Below are 24,177 nucleotides of genomic sequence, written 5' to 3' on the forward strand. Positions count from 1 at the left end.
GAATGACGTCGAAGCAACCTCGCATTTATGTGGCAGGTCATCGTGGAATGGTCGGCAGTGCCATCGTGCGCGCGCTGCAGGCGGAAGGTTCCGTCCGACTGATCACTCGCACACACGCGCAGCTCGATCTTGTAAACCAGCGGGCCGTCGATGATTTCTTCGCGAGAGAACAGCCCGATCAGGTCTATCTGGCTGCGGCGCGCGTGGGGGGCATCCATGCCAACAATACGTACCCTGCTGACTTCATCTATGACAACCTGATGATTCAGGCCAATGTCATTCGAGCTGCGCATGCCCATGGGGTGCAAAAGCTTCTTTTTCTCGGCAGCAGTTGTATCTACCCGCGCATGGCGCCCCAACCCATGAATGAGGATGCGTTGCTGACGGGCAAGCTTGAGCTGACCAACGAGCCTTATGCGGTGGCCAAGATCGCTGGCATCAAATTGTGCGAAAGCTATTCGCGCCAGCACGGACGAGACTACCGGAGCGTCATGCCTACCAACCTGTATGGTCCGGGCGATAACTATCATCCGGAGAATAGCCACGTCATCCCTGCGCTAATCCGTCGCTTCCATGAGGCCAAAGTGGCGGATTTACCCAGTGTAGCTATATGGGGCACCGGCACCCCGATGCGGGAATTCCTGTATGTGGATGACATGGCTGCTGCGAGCGTCCATATCATGAACCTGTCCAAGGACACATACGATCAGCACACGAGCCCCATGCTCAGCCACATCAATGTGGGTTATGGAGATGACGTAAGCATTGCCCAGGTGGCGCAGACCATCGCTCGGGTCGTCGGATACACCGGGCCGATCACTTTTGACCGCAGCAAACCCGATGGCACCCCGCGCAAGCTGTTGGATAGCCAGCGCATCCATGCACTTGGTTGGAAGCCTGCAGTGAGCCTTTCGACAGGCCTCAGCCTAGCCTACCAAGACTTCCTCGCCCGCCAATCATGAATTCATCGCAAGTCGCCCCCAAAGTAGCACTTATCACCGGTATCACCGGCCAAGATGGCTCGTACCTTGCAGAATTTCTTCTGGAAAAGGGGTACGTGGTTCACGGCATCAAACGTCGTGCCTCCAGCTTCAATACCTCGCGTATCGATCACATCTATCAGGATCCGCACGTCGACAACGCAAGGTTCAAGCTGCATTACGGTGACCTGACCGATTCCAGCAATCTCACACGCATCATTCAGGAAACGCAGCCGGACGAAATCTACAACCTTGGCGCGCAAAGCCATGTCGCCGTCAGCTTCGAGAGTCCTGAGTACACGGCCGATGTCGACGGCATGGGTACATTGCGGCTGCTGGAGGCCATCCGCATTCTGGGCTTGGAGAAAAAAACCCGCTTCTATCAGGCGAGTACGAGCGAACTCTATGGGCTGGTGCAGGAGACCCCGCAGCGCGAGACCACGCCGTTCTATCCGCGCAGCCCGTATGCCGTCGCCAAGCTCTATGCTTACTGGATTTGTGTGAACTACCGCGAAGCCTACGGCATGTATGCATGCAACGGGATTCTGTTCAACCACGAAAGCCCGCGACGTGGTGAAACCTTTGTCACCCGCAAGATCACCCGAGGCCTGGCCAATATCAGCCAAGGGCTGGAAGAATGCCTGTACATGGGCAATATCGATGCCCTGCGTGACTGGGGCCATGCCAAGGACTATGTGCGCATGCAATGGTTGATGCTGCAGCAGGACCAGCCCGAAGACTTTGTGATCGCCACCGGCTTGCAGTACAGCGTGCGCCAGTTCATCAACTGGACGGCAGAAGCGCTGGGAATGCAATTGCGTTGGGAGGGCTCGGGAATCGAGGAAGTCGCCTTCTGTCATTCCCGTGGGGATGGCATCGCATGCCCTAGTCATCCGATCGTTCGCATCGATCCTCGCTACTTCCGCCCCTCGGAAGTGGAAACCCTTCTCGGCGATCCCGCGAAGGCAAAGCGGAAGCTCGGCTGGGTACCGGAGATCACCGCGCAGGAGATGTGCAGGGAGATGGTGGTAAACGACCTCGCTCAAGCAAGACAACATGCGTTGCTCAAGGCCAATGGTTATCAGGTCAACGTGAGCGCGGGGTAGGCATGAGCATCGAGAAACTCAAGGAAAAGCTCCAGCGGACCGCCGCCAATCGGCTGTTTCCCGTCCAGACGCAGTTGGATGGCATTGCTTTCCTGTCGGGTGAGATGGCCGCGCGCCAGGTGCGGGCGCTGGATAGACTGAGCAGTCTGTGTGATGCCGAGTTTCGAGTGTCCTCGCAATGGGGCGAAGACGGTATCCTGGAATGGCTCGTTCACCATCTGGACGGGATTCCAGAAACTTTCATCGAATTCGGTGTTGAGAACTACAGGGAGTCCAACACGCGTTTTCTGCTCCAGCACCGAAACTGGCGTGGACTCGTGATCGATGGGAGCGACAGGAATGTGGATTTCATACGCCGCGATTCGATCAGTTGGCGTCATGACCTCACGGCAGTCGCCTCTTTCATTACGCGCGAAAACATCAACGCGGTTATTGTCAATGCCGGTTTCTCAGGTGACATCGGAATCCTCAGCGTCGATATCGACGGTGTCGATTACTGGGTATGGGAGGCGATTGAATGTGTGAGTCCGCAAATCATCGTTGTTGAGTACAACTCGGCATTTGGGGACTTGTTGCCCTTGACTGTCCCTTATGCGTCGGATTTTGTCCGGGCTCATGCTCACTTCAGTAACCTTTATTACGGGCTGTCCATCCGCGCGGCAGAGCACTTGGCGACCAGACGAGGATACAAGCTGGTAGGCACGAACACGGCCGGTAGCAACGCGTTCTTTGTGCGTCAGGACAAGGCGGCGGAAATTCTTCGCCGGCTCGACTCTGTGATTGTCCGGCCGTCGCGCTTCAGGGAGGGCCGTGACACGGATGGTGCGCTGGGTTTCACGCGTCCCGCTGATCGGTCAAAAGCCTTGGCGGATCTCCCTGTCATCGATGTTTCGACGCAGATCCGCATTCCGCTCGGAGAGGCGGGCGAACTGCATTCACCTCATTGGCAGGCGCTGCTTTGCGGCCGCTTGCCGACACCGTGATGGTACTTAACGTTCTTGTTACTGGCGCGTTCGGATTTCTGGGGCGATATGTCTCCCAAGCTTGCGCGCGTGCCGGTCACAGTGTGCGCGGCATTGGCCATGGAACTTGGGCGCGATCGGAATGGAGCCAGTGGGGATTGAGCGAATGGCGAGCTTCAGACGTGACGCTCGAAGCTCTCGTCTCGTACGCGGGCGACCCGCATGTAATCATGCATTGCGCTGGCAGCGGTTCGGTCGGATTTTCCATATCGCATCCCGTACAGGATTTCGAGCGTACCGTTGAAACAACGCGCGATGTTCTCGAATATGTGCGCTTGCACAGTCGCCGGACCCGGGTCGTGCTCCCGTCGAGCGCGAGTGTTTATGGCGACGCGAGGGATATTCCCATCAGCATTGGTGCCCCGCTGATTCCGGTGTCGCCCTATGGGGTACACAAGAAAATAGCGGAGGAACTGTGCAGTTCTTATGCCGGTCATTTTGGCATTTCGGTTGCTGTGGTTCGGCTTTTCTCGATATACGGCGCTGGACTTCGCAAACAGTTGTTGTGGGACGCGTGCACCAAGCTTTCACGGGGCGCTGCGACCTTCGGTGGGACAGGGGAGGAGATGCGGGATTGGCTGCACGTGGAGGATGCTGCTCGCTTGCTACTCGCAGTGGGACAGGACGAGCAAACCAGTCCACTTTTTCTCAACGGTGCCACGGGCGTCGGTGTGCCTACCGCAAGAATCATCCAGCTTATTGCCGACGAATTTGGTGCTTACGGGTCAGTGCGGTTTTCTGGCGTCAATCGCCCGGGCGATCCCTTGCACCTCGTCGGTGACATCGACGCAAGCCGAGCGCTGGACTGGAAGCCGGAAAAGGTACTGGAGATAGAACTTGAGCGCTATGTCCGATGGTTCAAGGCAGGTGCAGTGTGAAGCGCATTGGTTTCATTCTTCACGCCAACCAGAATGATTGGCTTGGCGGGCTCAGTTACTTCCGCAATTTGTTGCGGGCAGTTTTCTCCAACCCGGGACGCGGCATTGAGCCGGTACTGCTGTTGCCGCCAGTTTTCCCTGGAGAGACCTTGGCCGGATTCCCTGAAGCTGAAACCATAACAACGCCGCTGGCAAGCCACCGGCACCCTACCCGATTGGCGGGCAGGATCGCGTCGAACGTGTTGGGTCGTGATCTCGCACTGGAATCGCTCCTGCAAAGGAGAGGCATAGAGGCGTTATCGCACTCAGGCGTCATCGGTTCGCGAAGCGAAATCCCCGCAATAAGCTGGATTCCTGATTTCCAGCACTTGCGTATGCCGGATTACTTTTCCCGGCGTGAACTCGATGCGCGCAACAATCATTTCTCTCAACTCGCCAGCAAGAGCAGCCGTGTCATTCTCAGCAGCAATGATGCGCAACGTGACTTTGCCTCTTTTGCACCTCATGCGCAGCAAAAAGCCAGAGTGCTGCATTTTGTTTCGTGGTTCGAAAACATCGGTCTTGCTCTCTCTCGGGAGGAACTGGAGGCCCGCTTCGGGATTGATCGACCTTACTTTCATTTGCCCAATCAGTTCTGGGCGCATAAAAACCACGAGGTGGTCATCGAGGCGATCGGGATTCTCCAAAGGCGTGGCGTCAATGTGTTAGTGCTGGCCACCGGAAAAACCGAAGACTACCGAAAAGCAGGTCATTTCTTGCAGTTGATGGGCCGTGTCAAGGAACTTGGTATCGAGGACAACTTCCGCCCGCTGGGAGTCGTCAAGCTGCCGGAACTACAGTCGCTGATGCTGAACGCACTTGCCTTGATCAATCCATCCAACTTCGAGGGTTGGAGCACGACCGTCGAAGAGTCCAAGTCACTCGGCCTGCCGATCATTCTTTCGGACATTGCTGTCCATGTCGAGCAGGCCCCCCGCCTGGGACAGTATTTCAAGGCGGGATCGCCTGAAGATCTTGCGGATGTCATGCTGAGGACCATGCGGGAGCGCGATCCGCTATTGCTTGAAGAGGCGCGCCAATCGGCCGCAGTGGCGCTTCCCTGTCGGATCCGGCAGTTCGGCGAAGCCTATGAGGAAATTGTGATGAGCGCCATTGACGATTGCTGTGAACTGGAGAGCAAGGAATGAGGGCATCTGAATCTTCCAAGGACGAATTGGTCATTGAAGCTGGAAGTTCGCCTCGCCAGTACGCCCGCACTGTCTGGCAGTACCGGGGTTTGCTGCGCATACTTTCATGGCGTGATATCAAGGTACGTTACAAGCAAACCGTCATGGGTGCGGCTTGGGCGCTGTTGCGTCCTTTGCTCACCCTGGCCATCCTGACGATTGTTTTCAGCAAGATCGCCCGTCTGCCTTCCGAAGGAAGCGCGCCCTATGTGCTCCTGGTGTTGTGCGGGCTGTTGCCTTGGCAGTTCTTCGCTGCCGGCCTTTCCGATGCGGCAGGCAGTGTTATCGATAACGAGAAGATCGTCAGCAAGATTTACTTTCCCAGGCTCGTTATTCCCGTGAGCGCCTTGGCCGTTTGTGCGGTCGATTTCCTGATCTCGCTTGTCATTCTCGCTGGCATATTTGCTTACTACAGATTCATCCCGGACTGGCATTTGCTTGCTCTACCCGTGGTGCTTCTGTTTGCCATACTCGCTGCCTTAGGCCCGGGCTTGCTGCTGGCTGCGTTGAACGTGAAGTACCGAGACTTCCGGTACGTCGTCCCATTCATTGTCCAGATGGGCATCTACGTCTCGCCTGTTGCCTACAGCACCAGTCTTATTCCCGAAAGCTGGCGAACTTTGTATTACCTCAATCCAATGGCGGGCCTTATCGACGCATTTCGCTGGACAGTGCTGGGCAGTGAGTTCACCCCATGGTGGCCGGGGGTGGGTTTGTCGCTGTGTGTGCTATTGGCGTTGCTGGCAATGGGGGTGCTGTATTTCCGCGCCACTGAGCGTTCGTTCGCCGACAATATCTGACCTTATGTCCTACGCGATCAAAATCGAAGGCCTTGGCAAGCGCTATCTGCTGTCACATCAGCAGAAGGCGCGATACCACTCGCTGCGCGACACCATCACAGAACGGGCGCAACACGCCGCACAGGCTGTCCGCCGCCTGATGGGCGGGATGGGATCTGATACTGATCCTGCGCGCGAGGAGTTCTGGGCATTGAAGGATTTTGACCTGCAGATCGAGCAAGGGGAGCGGTTGGCGATTGTGGGGCGCAATGGCGCTGGCAAGTCAACGCTGCTGAAGCTACTCAGTCGTGTGACGGAACCAACGTGCGGACGCGCGAGGTTGCGTGGGCGCATGGCCAGCCTGCTCGAGGTCGGAACCGGCTTTCATCCAGAGCTGACAGGGCGGGAAAACATCTACCTGAACGGCGCGATTCTCGGAATGGGCCGCCCGGAGATTGATCGCAAGTTCGACGAAATTGTTGCCTTTGCCGATGTCGAGAAATTCCTGGATACGCCCGTCAAGCGCTACTCCAGCGGCATGTATACGAGACTAGCATTTTCTGTAGCGGCTCATCTAGAAACCGACATCCTGATCATTGACGAGGTGCTGGCGGTCGGCGATGCCGCATTCCAGCGCAAATGCCTTGGCAAGATGGATGACGTGGGACGGGAGGGACGCACGCTGCTATTTGTGAGTCACAACATGGCAGCGGTCGAAACACTTTGCAATCGCGCGGTGCTCTTGGCTGGCGGCAGGCTTGTGGATGTCGGCGAGACCCGGAGGATCGTCGAGGCCTACTCGGAGACGTGGCGAAAGGCTGTTGACCTGAATGATCGCCATGATCGAAGTGGGACTGGGCGAGCGAGAATCGAATCCATTGTCATGGAGGCGGACTCGGGCGAGCAGACCTTCAGAATAGCTTCGATGGAAAGCGTCAGCTTCATCGTTACAGTATCAATGACTGCCGAAGCCGTCGGCAAGAAGGTGGATCTGATCCTGATCGTTTGCGATGGCCGCGACAATCGAATAATCCCGCTCTATACAGAATGGGCCCAAAGTGATCTCGAGGTCTCGGGCGAACTCCACAGGTTCCGCTGTCGCGTTCCTGGGGGCTTGCCATTGGTTTCAGACACCTATTGGTTGACTGCTGCAGTGTTGATCGGCGGCGTCAATGCGGACAAGCTTGATCGCGCGCTGGAGTTCGAAGTTGTCCCATCGCAAAGTTTTGCCGATGGGTTGGTGTTGAATCCTGCATTCGGCCAAGTCCTTGTTGAAAACATCTGGGAGTAATTAAACATGCTTGAATCGACCATTGCAACGGACTTGGCCAAACCTGAGGGCGTTACTGGTGCGAGTGGCCGGGGGCGTTTATTGAACCTTGAACGTGCCAATTTCAGGTATGAGCCTTTTCCGATTGGAATCATCCGCGACATCTTCGAGCCTTCTTTTTACGGAAGATTGGTGAAAACTTTTCCACCAGTCGAACTCTTTCGCTTCATGCAGGATCATGGTGACAAATGGTCCTTGTCGCAGTTCAATCATCCAGACCAGTACTACAAGTTCCTGGATTCCAATGCGGACTGGAATCACCTGCACAAGGTGATGACGAGTACTGACTTCATCGATCAGGTGATTGATGTGTTGGCTAAATCCAAGATTGACCTTGGCCTCAGGTCGATGCCAGAGACGAACGTATTGCGGAGATTGCGAAATGCTTTACGGGGTCGCCATGTTCCTGGCGCATTGCAATCGCGGTTTGAATTTTCGATGATGAGGGCTGGGGGCGGACACATTCTCCCGCATACGGACTCACCTCAGAAGCACATTACCTTGGTGGTAAGTATGGTCCAGCCAGGCGAGTGGGACCAGGCGTGGGGCGGAGGAACAGATCTCATGCGTCCCGTCGATCTGAGCGACAATTTCAATTTCCGCAACCGGTATCTGCGTTTCGATGAAGTTGAGACGATCGATACTATGGCGTACGAACCGAACCAGTGCGTCATTTTCATCAAGACGTTCAACTCCCTGCATGCGGTCAAACCCATGACAGGGCCGCACGATGTGTTGCGACGGACATTGACTGTCAACATCGAGTCAATCTGAGTTGGTCTTGAGATGCAATCCTGGGCAAGGCATTTGCTGAAGTCGAGAGATGTCTTGTCGAGACTGTACCGGCGTCTGGGCGTATTCCGTAGACACGCCGGAAAGTCGGCTTCCCTCGTAGATCTCCCTGTCGCAGACTACGAAAAGGTCGGTTTTGTCTGGCGGCCTTATGTGATGCGTTTGAATCGCCCCAACCAGAAGACAGCGGCAGTTGCGACAGATGCCATGGGTTTTCGTGTTTCTCACCACGGCGCAAGAGAATTTTGCTTTGCCGAGTACACAAGTCGAGGTGACGCATCTGTTCTGCTGGGTAACTCCGTTGCATTTGGCGTAGGGGCTTCAAGTGACGAGGCATCGCTTGCGAGTCAGCTCGCGCTGATCTCTGGTCGTCCTTGGTTCAATTTGTCCAGCCGGGCATCCAACATCATGCAGGACGTCATGTCCTTGCTGCTGCTGGGCGCGTCGCAACATCATGACATCGTCCTGATGTCGGGCGTCAATGATTTGCTGTTTGCCCTGCATTTTGAAAGTGCGGACCCTCATTTCCCGGTCTTTTGGGGCAATGATCAATTCTCGAAGTTGAATGAAATCAGCGCAATCGAGCCGCATGATCGCAGACTGAAGCTATCGCTTGATGAGCGCTACGCGCATGCACTTGCGAGCATTGATCGCGCTTTTCTTCTTCTTGCGCGCTTCGCCGTAAACAGGGAGTCACGCATACTTTTCGCGCTTCAACCATTGCTTGCCTGGATGGACAAGCCATTGCATGTGAACGAGGCAGCGATGTGTGAGAGGTGGGATCTTGTTTCCAGCGGGTTTCGTGCAACGCATAGGCCTGAAGTGATCGTGCCATGGAAATCCCGATTTGCACTGGATATCAGCGCTCTGTGTCGCAAGCACCAGATAGACTTTCTTGACTTGAATGTTCAACCCTCGCTGCTCACAGGCGAACATCTGTTTGTGGACCGCATCCATCTGACTGACCGCGGACAACGGATCGTTGCCGCGCTGGTGCTGGATGCGCTCGATTCTTCTAGGTAGGTGCAATGATGTTGAAACTTCGCGAGATCGTACGCAGGACATTTCGATTCTTCGGGCTGGAGGTGAGACGGGTGAGTGCGCCGGGATCCCGATACGAGAAGAACGTTATGTATGAGGCGGACGTTCGTTACCATGAATTGCGGGCTAAGGGGCTCGCGATGACGGGAAGTCCGGACGGCAAGATCAGAAGCATTGAAAAGCAATACAACACGATCCAGTTTCTGCGACTGGTGGTGGCGATGAAAGGCAGCATTGCAGAATGCGGAGCTTTCAAGGGACTCGGCAGTTTCATGTTCTGCCATACGCTGCGCCAGTCGGATCCGTCGTATGACGGTAAAGACTTTCTGATATTCGATTCGTTCGAAGGGCTGAGCGAGCCAGTCGCGCAGGATGTGATTGAGGATGCCCGCGTCGGTTCGGCAGGGCAAGCTTACATGGGAGCAGGATCTTTCCATGGCGGGCTGGAGCATGTACGTCATGCTCTGCGCGAGTTCCCGGCGATCGAGTTCCATCAGGGTTGGATACCAGCCAGTTTCAAGGATTTGCGGGAGCGGCAGTACCGTTTTGTTCATATTGATGTAGATCTTTACGAGCCAACGCGGGATTCTCTGGAATACTTTTATCCACGCCTTTGTGAAGGGGGAGTCATTGTGTGTGACGACTACGCGCACCTGCACTGGCCGGGGGCTCGCAAGGCGCTGGACGAATACTGCCATCCAAGGGGCATCCCCGTACTTTGTCTCACCACGGGTCAAGGCGTCATCATCAAGCGAGAAAGTTTGGGCGGGTAAATATGACAGCCTTGTCAAACACGCCCGTTACGGTCTTCATCAGTTCTGGCGAAGCGAGCGTTCTTGAGCGCAAGGTGCTGATGTATTCTTTGCGACGCAACTCCCGGCGCGATCTGGATATACGCGTCTTCAATGGCACACACAACACCATCGAACGAGAAGGGCGCGCACCTGAGCCTGCTCCCATGTCGCTCAGGGTGAAGTATCAGAACGTGACGGAGTTCAGCAATTACCGCTTCCTGGTTCCTGAGGTTTGCGGATATCAGGGCCGGGCGATTTCCATGGACTCCGATGTGATTGCGCTGGGGGACATTGGCGAGCTGTTCGATGCCGATATGGGTGACAGCGATCTGCTGGCAAAACCCGCGGCGTACGGCGATACGGTTGACGAGCAATGGGGGTTGAGCGTGATGTTGATCGATTGCGCTCGCACGCGCTGGACACTCGACCAGTATTTCTCCGAGATCGAGGCTGGCATATACAGCTACAGTGATTTGCATCAGTTGCGTCCGGGTTTCCTTGCACGCCATCCCCTGAAGGTGGGCCGGATAGACCCCCGCTGGAATGAATTCGACCGTTGCGATCGGGACTCCCGGCTAATCCACTACACGAACCTCTATTCGCAGCCATGGAAGTTTCGAAGTCATCCATACGGGGACCTATGGTTCCAGTACTTCGAGGAGGCTCGAAAGGCGGGTTATGTCACGGATCGCGACATCGAGCTGGCGCTTGTGCGCGCCTACGCGCGCCAGGATCTACTGGAAGGCAATCGCTGGACAGTGACTTCGTATCTACGGAAGATGGCGCGCGATTTGAAGTCGGAACTGCGTTGCATGCGCGCGGCGATCAGTAGGCGCTGATATGACAATCGAGCGGCTGATTGTCTGCCAAGGCACTGCCCAATTGGTGACGGCGGTTGCGGCGCTCCGCGCACATATGGCAAGAAGCACTGCCAGGTCAGAATCGCAGCAATCGCGTGAACATTTACTGATATGCGGGCTGGCTGTTGCCGACGAGTCGCAGGCTGAGGAGTTCGCGACCGTGATCGAAAAGATGGCGGCGTTACTGCATCCCTTTGCCACAATCACCCGGCTTGCAGATAAACGGCTGGAGCAACTGCTCGCTGAAGCCAGAAGTGCGTCCAGCGCGTCTGGAATAGCTGCGCTCCTTCATCAGGCGACTGGCATAGGAGAAATTGACGAGGTGTTCACAGTGCGCGATTGGCAGTCGTGCAATGTGCTTGCGCTCAGCGCCTATCCGGATGCGTTGCATGTCTGCTATGGGGATAGTGTCGGCGTGTACCTGCCAAAAGGATTCATGGCCCCGCCGCCGAGCCTCAGGTCGCGGATCGCGCTATGGCTGCGGCACGTCATGTCGCCAATTCCTGCGCTGCTTGCCAGTCCGCGATTAGATGTGAGTTACCTGCTGCTTCCTGAAGCCTTTAGTCTCCCTCCCAGCGGTGACGTTGTGCGCACAGAGGCAGCGGTACTCCGGGATTTATTCCACATTCTTTCGCCGCTGCTTAACGCGACCGCGATGGATGACTTGTATGTGCGAGTTGCTGACCGATCGGTGTGGGTGCTAATGGGTAGCAACTTCTCTGAGCAGGGTCTGATGACGCTGGAGCAAGAGCTTGATGCGTACTGTGAGTGGATTGAAGGCTTGCTCCCATCACCCGACACGGTGTTGCTAATCAAGTCTCATCCAAGGGATCGCCGCGGTAAACGTGAATTGCTGGAAACAAGGCTCCGGCGTCAGTTTGGCGAAGTGTGGTCTGCCGATTTTTTGGGAAGTGCTTATCTTCCCATCGAGGTGCTCCTGCTCAATCTCAAGCCCGTGGTGGCATCCCTGCGCACTTTGACAGTGAGCACGGCCTGTCTTGCGGCGCATTTCGTCGTCAAAAGCCGAAACCATATCGGGTTTGGTGACACGATTGTGCGAAGGTACGTGATGGCTAATAGGCGCCGTGAACGCCTCGAGCATGAACGCGAACTGCGCCGTCTTTGTATGCGGTTGACGGATGACGATCGACCGGAAATGATATGACGTCACTTGTTAAAGGCTTGGGGTCTCCTATGGTTTTACCTGATCTACGACGCGTGAAAAGAAGCGTTGATGGCGGATTACAGCTCTACTGCGGCGCTGCACACGATCTGGATATTCACTGGGGTTCTGAGACGGCTGCGGTTCTAAAAGTCCGGCGTGAGGGTCGTCGCGCTCGAAAAAAAAAATGCTGAGCTACGAAGGTTCGGCGGTCTTGTCGGATCGAGCTGGTGGCGGTAGGCTGCTGCGTGGAACAAGGTCGTCCTCGGTCGAGGCGCCGCTGATCACAGTCATAACTGCCACCTACAATGCGGCCCTATATCTGCCCACCTTGGTTGCCTCCATTCGCCAGCAGACATATTCCGGCATTGAATGGATAGTGATGGATGCGGAGTCGACAGACGGCACCATCGCAATCCTGCAGTCCAGTTCTGATGTCGTCGACTACTGGAGCAGTTCTGCCGACACCGGTATCTACAACGCGTGGAACAAGGCGCTGCGCCATGCCAATGGGGAGTGGGTTTGTTTTCTGGGGGCAGATGACTATTTGTGGAGCAGCGACGCAATGGCCCGCATGGCTGTTGCGCTACGCGATTTGCCGGCTGATGTGCGAATCGCTTATGCGCAGGTCATGCTTTTAGGGCGGGATGATGCGCCGCTGTATGCCGTGGGTACACGTTGTAACTCCGACCTAGATCGTCACTTGGATGTCATGAAGCTTCCCCCTCACCCTGGCCTGATGCATAGACGCGCAATATTTGAGCAGCATGGTGGATTCGACGAAAGCTTTCGGATCGCCGGTGACGCGGATTTACTGTTTCGTGAGTTGCGGCATTCCACTGCGCGGTTTGTGCCTGACCTGGTGATTGCTGGGATGAGGCAGGGCGGCATCAGCAGTAAACCTTCGAATGTGTTGCGATCGCTGCAGGAGCTTCGTCGAATCCAGCGCAAATACGGCGTTCGGTGGCCCGGAGCCGCGCTGACGAAGGCTAGGCTCCGAGCCTACGTCCGGCTGATACTGTGGGGCATTGTGGGTGAACGTCTAGGCCGATATGTGCTCGATGCGGGGCGTCGGGTCTCGGGCAAGCCGGCCTACTGGACACGCACATGATTGCAACGATGAAGCGTCATGATCTTGCTGTCGGGTCCAAAAGGCAGAATGGCGTCATATGAACATTGTTCTGACAGGTTCGCAAGGTAATTTCGGAAGCGAGTTCCGGAAGCGGGCCGGGCACAATGTGATCGGCATCGATCGGGATGCGTGGGAAAGTCTGAACCGTATGCCGTCTTTGCCCGAGGCGGTGGTTATACATGCTGCGAGCGACTTGCGGTCGCCTGCTTCGGTATCGCCAGCGCGTTTGATGGAGTCCAATGTCATGGCGACGGCGCGCCTTCTCGAGGAGGCGCGTCGCCTTCGCGTGAAGCGCTTTGTCTTTTTGAGTAGCTGCGCGGTCTATGGCGAGGACATGCATACCGCCGAAGACAGTTCCCTGAGTCCCATCAGCATCAACGGTGTTGGAAAATTGCTCAATGAAAAGCTGATCTCGGAATTTTGTAGTGCGCATGGGATCGAGTATCAGATACTCCGAATCTTTAATATGTACGGTGGGCGTGATGGATTTTCGATCGTGAGTCGCCTTGAGCAGGCAGTGCGTGGGAACATGTCCTTCGTATTGAACAATCACGGGGTTGCGCAGCGGGATTTCATCCATGTCGCAGACGTGGTAACGATTGTTCTGGGGTTACTGGGAATGCCGGTGCGCCATGCATACCTCAATATCGGCACCGGTGTGGCTACACGCATCTCGTCGCTCGTTGAATGGGCGCGACGGGCCCACCCGGAGCTGAAGGTCGAATACGCGAAGACCGTGACTCAGGAGGCTGAATACTCGCGGGCTGATACTGGCCGGCTGACGGAAACGATGAAGCTCGATTTCATAAGTATCAGCGACTATGTATTGAATGATTTCAAACCTGTTTGAAGTAGCGGCGAATGACGCCCACTATGCGAAGATGCTTTGAAGTCAGCCCAGACCGACGGAAGCCATGACACAAGCAGACCCTCCCCGCATACTGCTTATCGGGGGTAACGGATACATTGGTCGCCACCTCGCGGAGCGCTTGGCGGCGAGCGCAGGCCAAGTGACTTTGCTGGGCCGTTCGGCCATGGCACCTACAGGCGGAAATTCTGGGCTGCGATATTTGCAAGGCGATTACGCCGATACCCACGTGCTTGAGTCGCTGCTCGATTCGCACGATGTCGTCGTTCATCTGGCATACGCCACGGTGCCCAACACGTCGTTCGACGATCCGTTGGCCGATCTTCAGCAGAATCTTCCGCCAGTCGTTCGCCTGTTCACCGAAATCGCAGCGCGAGGTAAGAAGTTGGTGCTTGTATCGTCAGGTGGTACGGTGTATGGAGAGGCATTGCGCCTGCCCATTACGGAAGACCAGCCCGCGCGCCCCATCTCGCCATATGGGGTTACCAAGCTCACCCTCGAAAACTACGCGCATGTCTACGCAGTCACTCACGGTTTGCGCTACGTTTGCGTGCGTCCCGCCAATGCCTATGGGCCGGGTCAGAGGCCTTTCATCGGGCAAGGCTTTATCTCCACGGCGATGGCCTCGGCCATGCGTGGTGATCCTGTCCGCATATTCGGCGAACGCGGGACGGTGCGGGATTACATTTTTATCGAGGATCTCGCAGATGGCATTGCAAAGCTGCTGTATCAGGGGGCGTTGTCGCAAACTTATAACCTCGGTTCGGGTGAGGGCCGCTCCAATATGGATGTCATCGATGCGATGGAGCCATTGCTGCGTGCAAACGGCCACACGCTGCGCGTCGAGCATCTGCCCGAACGCTCATTCGATGTTCGGGCCAACGTGCTCGATTCGACCCGCATGCGTTCACTGACAGGTTGGGCGCCTGGCGTGAAATTCGAGTCGGGCCTGGAGAAAACCTACCGTTGGCTTCGCGACAATGGCTTCTGACCTGCCTGTCGTCACGGTGGCGATGCCGATCTACAACGCCGGCGGGTATCTGCGCGCTGCTGTCAACTCCATTCGTCTGCAAACCCTGCAGGACTGGGAGTTGCTGATCATCGATGATGGTTCTACAGACAATGCGATTGCCTGCCTTGCAGGCCTCGATGACAAGCGCGTCCGGGTTATTCGTGACGGATTCAACCGCGGCCTTGCTGCACGACTCAACGAAGCCATCGACATGGCCAGAGGCGAGTTCTTCGCCAGGATGGACCAGGACGATATCTCGTATCCCGAGCGGCTGGAGAAGCAGGTGGCGCGGCTGCGCGCGGACGCCGCGTTGGACCTTGTGGCAACGCGAGCGATCCGTATCGACGAGAGCAGTGAGGCCATAGACCTGTTTCCCGCGCCCGAAAGCGATAGTGAGATTGCTGCGCGGCCTTGGCAAGGTTTCCACATGCCCCATCCCAGCTGGACTGGTCGAGTGCAGTGGTTTCGAGACCACCGTTATGCCACGCCTGGTCCTTATTTTTGTGAAGATCAGGAATTGCTGTTGCGCAGTTACCCTGCAAGCCGCTTCGCTATCGTGGACGAGGTCCTGTTTGCGTATCGGGTGCGCCGACGGTTCAATCCGCACAAGCAGTTTCGCACCCGCCTTGCCGTATGGCGGGTGCAGCAAGCGCAATTTGCGAAGCGGCGGCAGTGGCTCAACCTTTTATTGGCGACGCTGATGCTTGTTGCGCGCGTTGCAGTCGACGCGGCAACACAGCTTGGATGGAAGATCGGCGGATCTGACGTGCGCCGCGAATCGCGGCTCGATCCGGCATTGCAAACTCAATGGCTGCATGTTCGGGCCGCGACCATGAAGGCCCCTGCGACATGAAGATCTGTCGCGTCGTGACCGTCCCCTTTTTTTTCCAGAACCATCTTCGTGAGCAGGTGATTGCCACGATCCGTGCGGGGCATGAAGTCACGCTCGTCTGCAGCCCGGGGCCGGAAATTGCCGACTTGCGAAACATCGCAGGTGTGCGCATCTGCGAGATCGAGATACCCCGCAAAATTTCGTTGTGGCGCGACATCGTTGCTTTGTTCTTGCTCACCAGACTTTTCGGTCGCGAGAAATTCGACGTTGTGCATTCTGCTACCCCCAAGGCGGGCATGCTCGCCGCAATCGCTGGCTGGCTGGTGCGTGTGCCCGTGCGGCTGCATACGTTCACGGGGCAGCCATGGGTGGAGTTGGGCGGAGCGGTACGCGTACTTGCAAAGACGGGTGATTGGCTCACCGCGCGTCTTGTCACCCATGGCTACACCGACAGCCTGTCCCAACGTGATTTCCTCATCGACCAGGGCATCTCCAAAGCGTCGCGGTTGAGCACACTGGGTGCGGGATCGCTGGCGGGCGTTGATCTCCAACGCTTCTGCGTAGCCTCGATTGGAGAGTCCGTCAAGGTTGACAGGGCGACGCTGGGGGCTTCTTCAAGCACTCGGATCATTACGTTCATCGGGCGTGCGACCGTCGACAAGGGTGTGCGGGAACTGGTCGCGGCCATTCGCCAGTTGGTGACCGAAGGCTTCGATGTGCTGCTGTTGCTGATCGGGCCTTTCGAACCTGAACACGATCCGCTGCCGAATGAAACGCTGGAGGCGATCAAGACGGATCCTCACATCCGATCCATCGGCTATTGCGCAGCACCAGAGCGTTATCTGGCCATGACAGACATTTTTTGTATTCCCAGTTATCGGGAGGGCTTCCCGATCGTTGTGATCGAAGCCGCCGCGATGGGCGTGCCCTCCGTCGGAACTGATATCACGGGCTTGTGCGATGCCGTGGTCGATGGCGTCACGGGGCTGCTCGTTCCCGTAAAGGAAGTAGACGGTCTTTGTTCAGGGCTCCGGCGCTTGTTGAATGATGAACCGTTGCGTCAGTCGATGGGAGCGGCCGCACGCCGGCGTGTGGAGGCGCAGTTCGACAGCAAGGTCGTCAACGCCACGGTGCTGGATGAGTACGTACGGCTTGTGAACGTTCGACGTGTGAGTGTGGCGCCATGAAGATTCTGGTTACCGGCGCCACCGGCTTTGTTGGCAAAGCCCTGTCGAACCGCTTGCGGGAGGACCCGACGAACACGGTTGTCGAGACCTCCCGGTCACGCAAGGGGCCGGAACTTGCCGGTGGCACTGACTGGTCCGGCCTGCTAGCCCATGTGGACTGCGTGGTGCATGCTGCAGCTCGCGTCCATGTAATGAAGGAGTCAGCGGCTGATCCACTTGCCGAGTTCCGTCGGGTGAATGTCGACGGCACATTGGCGTTGGCTCGTCAGGCGGCGAAATGCGGTGTCAGACGTTTCGTTTTCGTCAGTTCCGTCAAGGTCAATGGCGAGTCGACGCTGCCGGGGCGCCCATTCCGCGAAACAGATGTTCCCGCTCCGCAGGACTCCTACGGATACAGTAAACATGAAGCGGAGTCGGCATTGCGCGAGCTCGCTGGGCGCACGGGGATTGAGCTTGTCATCGTACGTCCGCCACTCGTCTATGGCCCGGGTGTGAAAGGTAATTTTGCTGCACTGATGCGGGCCGTGAGACGTGGCTGGCCTTTGCCGCTCGGCGCAGTGAACAACCAGCGCAGCCTTGTCGCATTGGACAATCTGGTCGATCTTCTGGCGCTATGCGCCGTACACCCGAAGGCTGCCAACGAGACGTTTATGGTCAGTGACGGTCAGGACCTGTCTACGACTGAACTGGTTCGCGGTATCGCCGAGGCGATTGCTCGCCCGGCAAGATTGATTCCTGTGCCGCCGTTGCTGTTGCGAGTTGGAGGCGCGATGGCAGGACGCGGCGAAGCCGTTCAACGCCTTTGTGGGAATCTGCAAGTGGATATTGGCAAGGCGGAAAGCGTGCTGTCATGGACACCGCAAGTTGCCGTGGCCGAAGGTTTACGTCGTGCCGCTGCAGGTCTTGAATGACGAGGCATCGATGATGAAACGATTACTCGATCTGGCGCTGGCGCTCATGGCCGCCGTGATTCTGGCAATCCCGCTGTTTTTCGTTGTGCTTGCTGTCCGCATGACTTCACCCGGTCCTGCACTTTATTGGTCGGATCGTGTCGGCAGGAACAATTCGGTTTTCCGCATGCCAAAATTCCGGAGTATGCGAATCGATACTCCCGCCGTCGCGACCCATTTGCTTGAAAACCCCGCCCAGTGGCTGACGCCCATCGGATCTTTCCTCCGCAAGAGCAGCCTGGATGAACTCCCGCAACTGTGGAGCATTTTCCGGGGTGACATGAGTTTCGTCGGGCCCCGCCCTGCGCTTTTCAATCAGCATGACTTGATTGCATTGCGCACCGAAAAAGGCGTTCACTCTCTTCTTCCCGGTCTCACGGGGTGGGCGCAGATCAACGGTCGGGACGAATTGCCGATTCCTCAGAAAGTGGCGCTGGACGAGGAGTACCTGCAGCGCCGCTCGCTGGCCTTCGATATTCGCATCATCTGGCTGACTTTCTGGCGTGTAGTTCGCCGGGATGGTGTGGCACATTGAGCACATGATTTCTCAGCGGCTCATTGGCCTTCCGCGTCGCGTCAAGCAGTTCACCGTGATGCTGCTCGACGCGGCGCTTGCCGTTGTGGCCACCTGGCTGGCGTTCAGTTTGCGGCTGGACGTCCTTCACTGGCCGGAAGGCGATCAATGGAAGGCGTATGCGCTGTCCTTCGTGCTGGCCCTTCCGGTCTTTCTGCGATTCGGCCTGTATCGGGCCATCTTCCGCTACACCGGAATCGCGGCAATGGCGGCAACTGTCAAAGCCGTTGCGCTGTACGGTGCGCTGCTGTTCGTGATTCTCGTGACCATGCGCTGGCCTATGGTCCCGAGAAGCCTGGGCGTTTTGCAGCCACTCATCTTCCTGCTTCTCGTGGCGATGAGTCGTGCGCTGGCCCGGTTCTGGCTCCTCGACCTGGTGGCCAAATCCGGGTCACGGAGTGCACGGCCACGCCTGCTCATCTACGGGGCTGGCGCGGCGGGCGTGCAAACTGCCAACGCGGTCGGTACGGGCCAGTTCGACCTGATGGGGTTCATTGACGACGATGAATCGAAGATCGGCCGCAGTATCAATCGTGTGACCGTGTTGTCCGCGGCACAGGTCCCCGAGGCGGTGGAGCGGCTCGGGATTACCGACATCCTGCTCGCCGTGCCCAGCGCGACACGCCAGCGCCGCAACGAAATCCTCGCCGCTCTGCGGTCGCTACCCGTTCACATTCGCACGTTGCCCGGCTTGGGCGACCTGGCCAGCGGCCGCGTGACCGTGCAGGACTTTCAGGAATTGGACATTGAAGACTTGCTGGGCCGCGACGCTGTCGCACCCGATCCGGAGCTATTGTCCAGGCACCTCACCGGGCGCACAGTACTGGTGACTGGAGCGGGAGGCAGCATCGGTAGCGAGTTGTGTCGGCAGATACTCCTCCAGCGGCCGGGGTGTTTGCTGCTGCTGGATCACAGCGAGTACAACCTGTATGCGATCCATCAGGAACTGGGTTCGCAAGCCTCGGATTCGGGCGTGCAATTGTTGCCGCTTCTCGTCAGCGTCATGCACGCTGCCCGCATGGACGACGTGTTCGCCGCCTTCCGCCCCGACACCGTCTACCACGCCGCCGCCTACAAGCACGTCCCATTGGTCGAGCAGAACGCCGGCGAAGGACTGAGCAACAACATCTCGGGTACGCTGATCACCGCGCAGGCAGCCTTGCGCCATGGCGTCGGCCGTTTCGTGCTTGTTTCCACTGACAAGGCAGTCCGCCCCACCAACATCATGGGCGCAAGCAAGCGCGTCGCGGAACTCGTGCTGCAGGCGCTGGCCGCGAAATCGGCCGCGTCGGTGCAGCCGGCCAACGGCGCGTCCGGCACAACCTTCGCCATGGTCCGCTTCGGCAACGTGCTCGGCTCCTCGGGCAGTGTCGTGCCGCTGTTCCGCAGGCAACTGGCCGCGGGTGGTCCGCTGACGGTCACGCATTCGGAAGTCACGCGCTATTTCATGACCATCCCGGAAGCGGCCCAACTCGTGCTGCAGGCCGGCGCCATGGCCGAAGGCGGGGAGGTCTTCGTACTCGACATGGGTGAACCCGTGCGTATCCTCGATCTCGCGCACCGCATGGTGCGGCTATCGGGTCTCACGGTGCGCGACGCTGAACATCCCGACGGCGACATCGAGATCGCCATCACCGGCCTGCGCCCGGGCGAGAAGCTCTACGAAGAGCTGCTGATCGGCGACGACCCCCAGCCCACCACGCACCCGCGCATCATGAAGGCGCGGGAAAGCATGCTCGACTGGCCGCAGCTCGACGCGGCGCTGGAGCGCTTGCGGGCCGCCATCGCCACCAACGATGTGCCTGCGGCCAAGGCGGTGCTCCAGGAAATCGTGAGCGGCTATCAGCCCGAGGCCGAGACGGTCGATCACCTGGCGCTGGCAACCCGCCCCTGAGTTTGCGTCACAATCCGGGAAAAGCCCCTTTTCCCGACGCCGCCCATGACCGACCTCCTCAATATCGCCCCGCGCGACAAGGCCGAAATCCTTGCGCAGGCGCTGCCGTACATCCGCAAGTTCCATGGCAAGACCATGGTCATCAAGTACGGCGGCAACGCCATGACGGACCCCGCCCTGCAGCAGGACTTCGCCGAAGACGTGGTGCTGCTCAAGCTGGTGGGCATCAACCCGGTGGTGGTTCATGGCGGCGGGCCGCAGATCGAGACCGCGCTCAAGCGCCTGGGCAAGAAGGGCGAGTTCATCCAGGGCATGCGCGTGACCGATGCCGAGACGATGGAAGTGGTCGAATGGGTGTTGGCCGGCGAGGTGCAGCAGGACATCGTGGGCCTGATCAATCAGGTCGGCGGCAAGGCCGTGGGGCTGACGGGGCGCGACGGCGGCATGATCCGTGCGCGCAAGCTGCGCATGCTGGACAACGCCGACCCCACGAAGGAACACGACATCGGCCAGGTGGGTGACATCGTCGGCATCGACCCGTCGGTGGTGAAGGCGCTGCAGGACGACCAGTTCATCCCTGTGGTGAGCCCCATCGGCTTCGGCGAGCAGAACGAGAGCTACAACATCAACGCCGACGTGGTGGCCGCCAAGCTGGCCACGGTTCTGCAGGCGGAGAAGCTGCTCATGCTCACCAACATTCCCGGCGTGCTGGACAAGGACAAGAACCTGCTCACCGAACTCACGATGAAGCAGATCGACGAACTCATCGCCGACGGCACGATCTCCGGCGGCATGCTGCCCAAGATTGCCGGCGCGCTCGACGCGGCCAAGAGCGGCGTCAACGCAGTGCACATCATCGACGGCCGCGTGCCTCATTCCATGTTGCTGGAAATTCTGACCGAGCAGGCGTTCGGCACGATGATCCGCTCGCACTGAGACAAGGGACATCGACACCCATGCGCCTGCTGCTCGTCGAAGATGACGTGATGGTCGCCAGCGGCATCAAGCTGGGGCTCAGTGACGCCGGCTATGCGGTGGACTGGGTGGCCAGCGCCGAGCGCGCCGAAGAAGTGCTCGCCACGGAAACCTTCGACGCCGCAGTCATCGACATCGGCCTGCCACGCATGGACGGGCTTGAACTCACCCAGCGGCTGCGCAAGGCCGGCCATGCGCTGCCCGTGATGATCCTCACCGCGCGCGACGCGCTGCAGGACCGCGTGCAGGGCCTGGACCTCGGGGCCGACGACTACATGGTCAAGCCCTTCGAGCTGCCGGAGTTGCTGGCACGCCTGCGTGCGCTGCTTCGCCGTTCGCAGGCGGCCACCACGGCGGTGCTGGGCTTCGGTCCGCTGGAGATGGACACCGCCAACCGCCGCGCCACCGTCGGCGGGCAGACACTCGAACTCGGCCCGCGCGAGTGGACCGTGATGGAATACCTGCTCATCAACGCACCCAAGCCTGCCAGCAAGGAAAAGCTGCTGCACGCGCTCACCGGCTGGGACAAGGAGATCACACCGAACGCGGTGGAGGTCTACATCTCGCGCTTGCGCGCCAAGCTCGAGCCGCACGGCCTGGCGCTGCGGTCGATCCGGGGCTTCGGCTACCGCCTGGAACTCCTCGGCGCTTCGTGACGAGGTCCACCCGCATCACCACGGGGCTGCAGCGGCGGCTGGTGGTGCTGCTGCTGCTGCCCCTGCTCATCCTCGCATTTGTCAACGCGTGGTTCGATTACCGCTCTGCAGGCAACGCCGCCGTGCAGCAGGATCGGCAGCTCGCCGCGTTGTTGCCGCTGCTGGTCGACTCGGTCGTCGGGCCCGGCGAGACGGCCACCGATCCGCCGGTCATGCTGCTGGCCCCGCCGCTCGACGAGTTCCTGAAGCAAGGACGCGGCCTCACGGTGTTTGCCATCGGCGACGCGTCGGGCCGCATCGTCATCGGCGAACCCTGGCTTTCCGGGGTGGACCCCAACACCGACCAGCCCGAATTCCACAGCGAGGAATACAACGGCGTCATCTACCGCATCGCCACGCAACGCATCACCACGCCGGCCGGCGAACTGATCATGGTGCTGGCCGACGGTTCGGGCTCGCGCCAGCAATGGCTGCAGTCGGTGTTGTTCCGCGTGCTGCTGCCCAACATCGTGCTCATCGTCGCAGCAGCGCTGGCCGTCAGCTGGGCGGTGCGGCGCGCGCTCGGGCCGCTGCTGACGCTCAAGGAAGACGTGGAACATCGCTCGCCGCGTGACCTGACTGCGCTGGACGTGCAGGCGACGCCGGACGAGGTCCGGCCACTGGTCGAATCGCTCAACCGGCTCTTCGGCCTCGTCAACGCGCAGGCCGACAGCCAGCGCCGCTTTGTTGCCGACGCCGCACATCAGTTGCGCACGCCGCTGGCGGGCCTGCAGGCGCAGGTGGAAGCCTGGGCGCAGGCTGCGGGCACCGGCCCGCTCGACCTCGGCAACGAGGAAATCCTCAAGCTGCGCGATGCCACGCGACGCACTTCGCAACTGGCACACCAGCTTTTGGCACTCTCGCGCGCGGACGCCCGCGCCACCGACGCGCAACCGCGCCGCATGGTCGACCTCAAGCCGTTGTGCGAAGACATCCTGCAGACCTTCCTGGACTCGGCCGCCGCCAAGCACATCGACCTCGGGCTCGATGTCGTACCGGTGCAGGTGCCCGGACAGGAATGGTTGCTGCGCGAGCTACTGGCCAACCTCGTGGGAAATGCGGTGAAGTACACGCAGGAGGGAGGTTCGGTCACCATCCGCTGCGGGAGTGAGCCGGCGCCCGAGGGCAGCGAGGCCATCCCCACGAATTTCCTGGAAGTGGAGGACGACGGCCCCGGCATTCCGCAAGCCGAGCGTGGCCGGGTGCTGGAGCGCTTCTACCGCTCGCCCGGCGCCGAAGGCGAGGGCAATGGCCTGGGTCTTGCCATTGCAGACGAAATCGCGCACAGCCATCGCAGCCACCTGCAGTTGCTCACCGGACAACGCGGTGCCGGACTGCGCGTGAGGCTGGATTTCCCGGCCCAGGTTTCCGGGCCGCTCCCCGTGGTTTGACCCGGGGCCATGCTGCTGTGCGAGAATCATTTGCACACCGTACTTACACCATGTCAGACGCAGAGAACAGCACCTCCCAAGTTACTTCCGACGCCGACGCCTCCGCGCCGGTGCGCAAGCGGCCCAAGCCGGGCGAACGCCGCGTCCAGATCCTGCAGGCCCTGGCCACCATGCTGGAGCAACCGGGGGCGGAGCGCATCACCACTGCGGCACTCGCTGCACGGCTGGAAGTGAGTGAAGCGGCCCTGTACCGGCACTTCGCCAGCAAGGCCCAGATGTTCGAAGGCCTCATCGAATTCATCGAACAGAGCGTGTTCTCGCTGATCAACCAGATCACCGAACGTGAAGCCGACGGCGCCGCGCAGGCCGCGCGCATCACCGGCATGTTGCTGCAGTTCGCCGAAAAGAACCCCGGCATGACGCGTGTGATGGTGGGCGACGCGCTGGTCTACGAGAACGAGCGCCTGCAGCAGCGCATGAACCAGTTCTTCGACAAGATCGAATCCACCTTCCGCCAGTCGCTGCGCGTGCAGGCGGAATCCCGGGGCTCGGCCACACCCACGGCCGATGCGCAGGTGCGCGCTTCGGCGCTCACCGCGTTCATCGTCGGTCGCCTGCAGCGCTTCGCGCGCTCCGGTTTCAAGCGCATGCCGTCCGAGCACCTCGACGCGAGTCTCGGCCTGCTCCTCTAAGCCGG

24 protein-coding genes are annotated in these 24,177 nt (G+C 58.9%); all 24 read left to right on the top strand.

The genetic code is table 11. The features are described 5' to 3' along the window. Positions 1–2: 2 nt before the first annotated feature. A complete protein-coding gene (gene fcl / locus ACO2Q9_RS13070; protein WP_423312031.1) occupies positions 3–962 on the top strand; it encodes a GDP-L-fucose synthase in 960 nt (319 codons plus the stop codon). Beyond that, the gene (gene gmd, locus ACO2Q9_RS13075; RefSeq protein ID WP_423312033.1) at positions 959–2,086 is read left to right on the top strand and encodes a GDP-mannose 4,6-dehydratase; all 1,128 of its coding nucleotides are present in this window, start codon (positions 959–961) and stop codon (positions 2,084–2,086) included. The genes fcl and gmd overlap by 4 nt, the downstream gene beginning before the upstream one ends. A 2-nt stretch (positions 2,087–2,088) precedes the next feature. Further along, positions 2,089–3,069 carry a hypothetical protein gene (locus ACO2Q9_RS13080; RefSeq protein ID WP_423312035.1) on the top strand — a complete coding sequence of 327 codons (981 nt, stop codon included), beginning with the start codon at positions 2,089–2,091 and terminating at the stop codon, positions 3,067–3,069. Then, positions 3,069–3,986, top strand: a complete 918-nt coding sequence (locus tag ACO2Q9_RS13085; protein WP_423312478.1) for an NAD-dependent epimerase/dehydratase family protein — start codon at positions 3,069–3,071, stop codon at positions 3,984–3,986. Before ACO2Q9_RS13080 ends, ACO2Q9_RS13085 begins: the two co-directional genes overlap by 1 nt. Then, complete coding sequence (locus ACO2Q9_RS13090; RefSeq protein ID WP_423312037.1) at positions 3,983–5,173, top strand: glycosyltransferase; 1,191 nt, start codon at positions 3,983–3,985, stop codon at positions 5,171–5,173. The genes ACO2Q9_RS13085 and ACO2Q9_RS13090 overlap by 4 nt, the downstream gene beginning before the upstream one ends. After that, complete coding sequence (locus ACO2Q9_RS13095) at positions 5,170–6,012, top strand: ABC transporter permease (RefSeq protein WP_423312039.1); 843 nt, start codon at positions 5,170–5,172, stop codon at positions 6,010–6,012. Before ACO2Q9_RS13090 ends, ACO2Q9_RS13095 begins: the two co-directional genes overlap by 4 nt. A 4-nt stretch (positions 6,013–6,016) precedes the next feature. Next, positions 6,017–7,282, top strand: coding sequence for an ABC transporter ATP-binding protein (locus tag ACO2Q9_RS13100; RefSeq protein WP_423312041.1), 1,266 nt, complete (start codon positions 6,017–6,019; stop codon positions 7,280–7,282). Positions 7,283–7,288: 6 nt separating this feature from the next. Continuing rightward, entirely contained in the window at positions 7,289–8,095 is an 807-nt protein-coding gene (locus ACO2Q9_RS13105) for a hypothetical protein (RefSeq protein ID WP_423312043.1), read from the top strand. A 174-nt stretch (positions 8,096–8,269) separates the two neighbouring features. Further along, positions 8,270–9,136: a hypothetical protein gene (locus ACO2Q9_RS13110; RefSeq protein ID WP_423312045.1), complete on the top strand. Its 867-nt coding sequence runs from the start codon at positions 8,270–8,272 to the stop codon at positions 9,134–9,136. Between the two features lie 5 nt (positions 9,137–9,141). After that, on the top strand, positions 9,142–9,927 hold the full coding sequence (locus ACO2Q9_RS13115; protein ID WP_423312047.1) for a TylF/MycF/NovP-related O-methyltransferase: 786 nt from the start codon (positions 9,142–9,144) through the stop codon (positions 9,925–9,927). An 11-nt stretch (positions 9,928–9,938) separates the two neighbouring features. After that, positions 9,939–10,787, top strand: coding sequence for a hypothetical protein (locus ACO2Q9_RS13120; protein WP_423312049.1), 849 nt, complete (start codon positions 9,939–9,941; stop codon positions 10,785–10,787). Position 10,788: 1 nt separating this feature from the next. After that, a complete protein-coding gene (locus ACO2Q9_RS13125; protein WP_423312051.1) occupies positions 10,789–11,973 on the top strand; it encodes a polysialyltransferase family glycosyltransferase in 1,185 nt (394 codons plus the stop codon). A gap of 184 nt (positions 11,974–12,157) precedes the next feature. Continuing rightward, the gene (locus ACO2Q9_RS13130; RefSeq protein ID WP_423312053.1) at positions 12,158–13,081 is read left to right on the top strand and encodes a glycosyltransferase family 2 protein; all 924 of its coding nucleotides are present in this window, start codon (positions 12,158–12,160) and stop codon (positions 13,079–13,081) included. 58 nt (positions 13,082–13,139) lie between these two features. Beyond that, a complete protein-coding gene (locus ACO2Q9_RS13135; RefSeq protein WP_423312055.1) occupies positions 13,140–13,952 on the top strand; it encodes an NAD-dependent epimerase/dehydratase family protein in 813 nt (270 codons plus the stop codon). Positions 13,953–14,016: 64 nt separating this feature from the next. Continuing rightward, positions 14,017–14,961: an NAD-dependent epimerase/dehydratase family protein gene (locus ACO2Q9_RS13140; RefSeq protein ID WP_423312057.1), complete on the top strand. Its 945-nt coding sequence runs from the start codon at positions 14,017–14,019 to the stop codon at positions 14,959–14,961. Beyond that, complete coding sequence (locus ACO2Q9_RS13145; RefSeq protein WP_423312059.1) at positions 14,951–15,835, top strand: glycosyltransferase family 2 protein; 885 nt, start codon at positions 14,951–14,953, stop codon at positions 15,833–15,835. The genes ACO2Q9_RS13140 and ACO2Q9_RS13145 overlap by 11 nt, the downstream gene beginning before the upstream one ends. Further along, positions 15,832–17,001 carry a glycosyltransferase family 4 protein gene (locus tag ACO2Q9_RS13150; RefSeq protein ID WP_423312061.1) on the top strand — a complete coding sequence of 390 codons (1,170 nt, stop codon included), beginning with the start codon at positions 15,832–15,834 and terminating at the stop codon, positions 16,999–17,001. The genes ACO2Q9_RS13145 and ACO2Q9_RS13150 overlap by 4 nt, the downstream gene beginning before the upstream one ends. After that, the gene (locus tag ACO2Q9_RS13155; RefSeq protein ID WP_423312063.1) at positions 16,998–17,912 is read left to right on the top strand and encodes a UDP-glucose 4-epimerase family protein; all 915 of its coding nucleotides are present in this window, start codon (positions 16,998–17,000) and stop codon (positions 17,910–17,912) included. The genes ACO2Q9_RS13150 and ACO2Q9_RS13155 overlap by 4 nt, the downstream gene beginning before the upstream one ends. 13 nt (positions 17,913–17,925) lie before the next feature. Then, positions 17,926–18,486: a sugar transferase gene (locus ACO2Q9_RS13160; protein WP_423312479.1), complete on the top strand. Its 561-nt coding sequence runs from the start codon at positions 17,926–17,928 to the stop codon at positions 18,484–18,486. 58 nt (positions 18,487–18,544) lie between these two features. Further along, the gene (locus tag ACO2Q9_RS13165; protein WP_423312480.1) at positions 18,545–20,419 is read left to right on the top strand and encodes a polysaccharide biosynthesis protein; all 1,875 of its coding nucleotides are present in this window, start codon (positions 18,545–18,547) and stop codon (positions 20,417–20,419) included. 45 nt (positions 20,420–20,464) lie between these two features. After that, positions 20,465–21,355: an acetylglutamate kinase gene (gene argB / locus ACO2Q9_RS13170; protein WP_423312065.1), complete on the top strand. Its 891-nt coding sequence runs from the start codon at positions 20,465–20,467 to the stop codon at positions 21,353–21,355. 20 nt (positions 21,356–21,375) lie between these two features. After that, positions 21,376–22,050 carry a response regulator transcription factor gene (locus ACO2Q9_RS13175; protein WP_423312067.1) on the top strand — a complete coding sequence of 225 codons (675 nt, stop codon included), beginning with the start codon at positions 21,376–21,378 and terminating at the stop codon, positions 22,048–22,050. Positions 22,051–22,064: 14 nt separating this feature from the next. Beyond that, entirely contained in the window at positions 22,065–23,480 is a 1,416-nt protein-coding gene (locus ACO2Q9_RS13180) for a sensor histidine kinase (protein WP_423312481.1), read from the top strand. A gap of 50 nt (positions 23,481–23,530) precedes the next feature. Continuing rightward, on the top strand, positions 23,531–24,172 hold the full coding sequence (gene slmA, locus ACO2Q9_RS13185) for a nucleoid occlusion factor SlmA (protein WP_423312069.1): 642 nt from the start codon (positions 23,531–23,533) through the stop codon (positions 24,170–24,172). Positions 24,173–24,177 lie beyond the last annotated feature (5 nt).

It is taken from the genome of Variovorax sp. VNK109, assembly GCF_049445855.1.
Taxonomy (GTDB): domain Bacteria; phylum Pseudomonadota; class Gammaproteobacteria; order Burkholderiales; family Burkholderiaceae_C; genus JAGOCV01.

Excerpts from the sequence above, each read along its gene's own strand:
- ACO2Q9_RS13175 (WP_423312067.1), top strand. The coding sequence starts at position 21,376 with ATGCGCCTGCTGCTCGTCGAAGATGACGTGATGGTCGCCAGCGGCATC.
- ACO2Q9_RS13085 (WP_423312478.1), top strand. The coding sequence starts at position 3,069 with ATGGTACTTAACGTTCTTGTTACTGGCGCGTTCGGATTTCTGGGGCGA.
- ACO2Q9_RS13140 (WP_423312057.1), top strand. The coding sequence starts at position 14,017 with ATGACACAAGCAGACCCTCCCCGCATACTGCTTATCGGGGGTAACGGA.
- ACO2Q9_RS13095 (WP_423312039.1), top strand. The coding sequence starts at position 5,170 with ATGAGGGCATCTGAATCTTCCAAGGACGAATTGGTCATTGAAGCTGGA.
- ACO2Q9_RS13125 (WP_423312051.1), top strand. The coding sequence starts at position 10,789 with ATGACAATCGAGCGGCTGATTGTCTGCCAAGGCACTGCCCAATTGGTG.
- ACO2Q9_RS13115 (WP_423312047.1), top strand. The coding sequence starts at position 9,142 with ATGATGTTGAAACTTCGCGAGATCGTACGCAGGACATTTCGATTCTTC.
- ACO2Q9_RS13160 (WP_423312479.1), top strand. The coding sequence starts at position 17,926 with ATGAAACGATTACTCGATCTGGCGCTGGCGCTCATGGCCGCCGTGATT.
- fcl (WP_423312031.1), top strand. The coding sequence starts at position 3 with ATGACGTCGAAGCAACCTCGCATTTATGTGGCAGGTCATCGTGGAATG.
- argB (WP_423312065.1), top strand. The coding sequence starts at position 20,465 with ATGACCGACCTCCTCAATATCGCCCCGCGCGACAAGGCCGAAATCCTT.
- ACO2Q9_RS13105 (WP_423312043.1), top strand. The coding sequence starts at position 7,289 with ATGCTTGAATCGACCATTGCAACGGACTTGGCCAAACCTGAGGGCGTT.
- slmA (WP_423312069.1), top strand. The coding sequence starts at position 23,531 with ATGTCAGACGCAGAGAACAGCACCTCCCAAGTTACTTCCGACGCCGAC.
- ACO2Q9_RS13155 (WP_423312063.1), top strand. The coding sequence starts at position 16,998 with ATGAAGATTCTGGTTACCGGCGCCACCGGCTTTGTTGGCAAAGCCCTG.
- ACO2Q9_RS13100 (WP_423312041.1), top strand. The coding sequence starts at position 6,017 with ATGTCCTACGCGATCAAAATCGAAGGCCTTGGCAAGCGCTATCTGCTG.
- ACO2Q9_RS13135 (WP_423312055.1), top strand. The coding sequence starts at position 13,140 with ATGAACATTGTTCTGACAGGTTCGCAAGGTAATTTCGGAAGCGAGTTC.
- ACO2Q9_RS13130 (WP_423312053.1), top strand. The coding sequence starts at position 12,158 with ATGCTGAGCTACGAAGGTTCGGCGGTCTTGTCGGATCGAGCTGGTGGC.
- ACO2Q9_RS13110 (WP_423312045.1), top strand. The coding sequence starts at position 8,270 with ATGCGTTTGAATCGCCCCAACCAGAAGACAGCGGCAGTTGCGACAGAT.
- gmd (WP_423312033.1), top strand. The coding sequence starts at position 959 with ATGAATTCATCGCAAGTCGCCCCCAAAGTAGCACTTATCACCGGTATC.
- ACO2Q9_RS13080 (WP_423312035.1), top strand. The coding sequence starts at position 2,089 with ATGAGCATCGAGAAACTCAAGGAAAAGCTCCAGCGGACCGCCGCCAAT.
- ACO2Q9_RS13150 (WP_423312061.1), top strand. The coding sequence starts at position 15,832 with ATGAAGATCTGTCGCGTCGTGACCGTCCCCTTTTTTTTCCAGAACCAT.
- ACO2Q9_RS13165 (WP_423312480.1), top strand. The coding sequence starts at position 18,545 with ATGCTGCTCGACGCGGCGCTTGCCGTTGTGGCCACCTGGCTGGCGTTC.
- ACO2Q9_RS13145 (WP_423312059.1), top strand. The coding sequence starts at position 14,951 with ATGGCTTCTGACCTGCCTGTCGTCACGGTGGCGATGCCGATCTACAAC.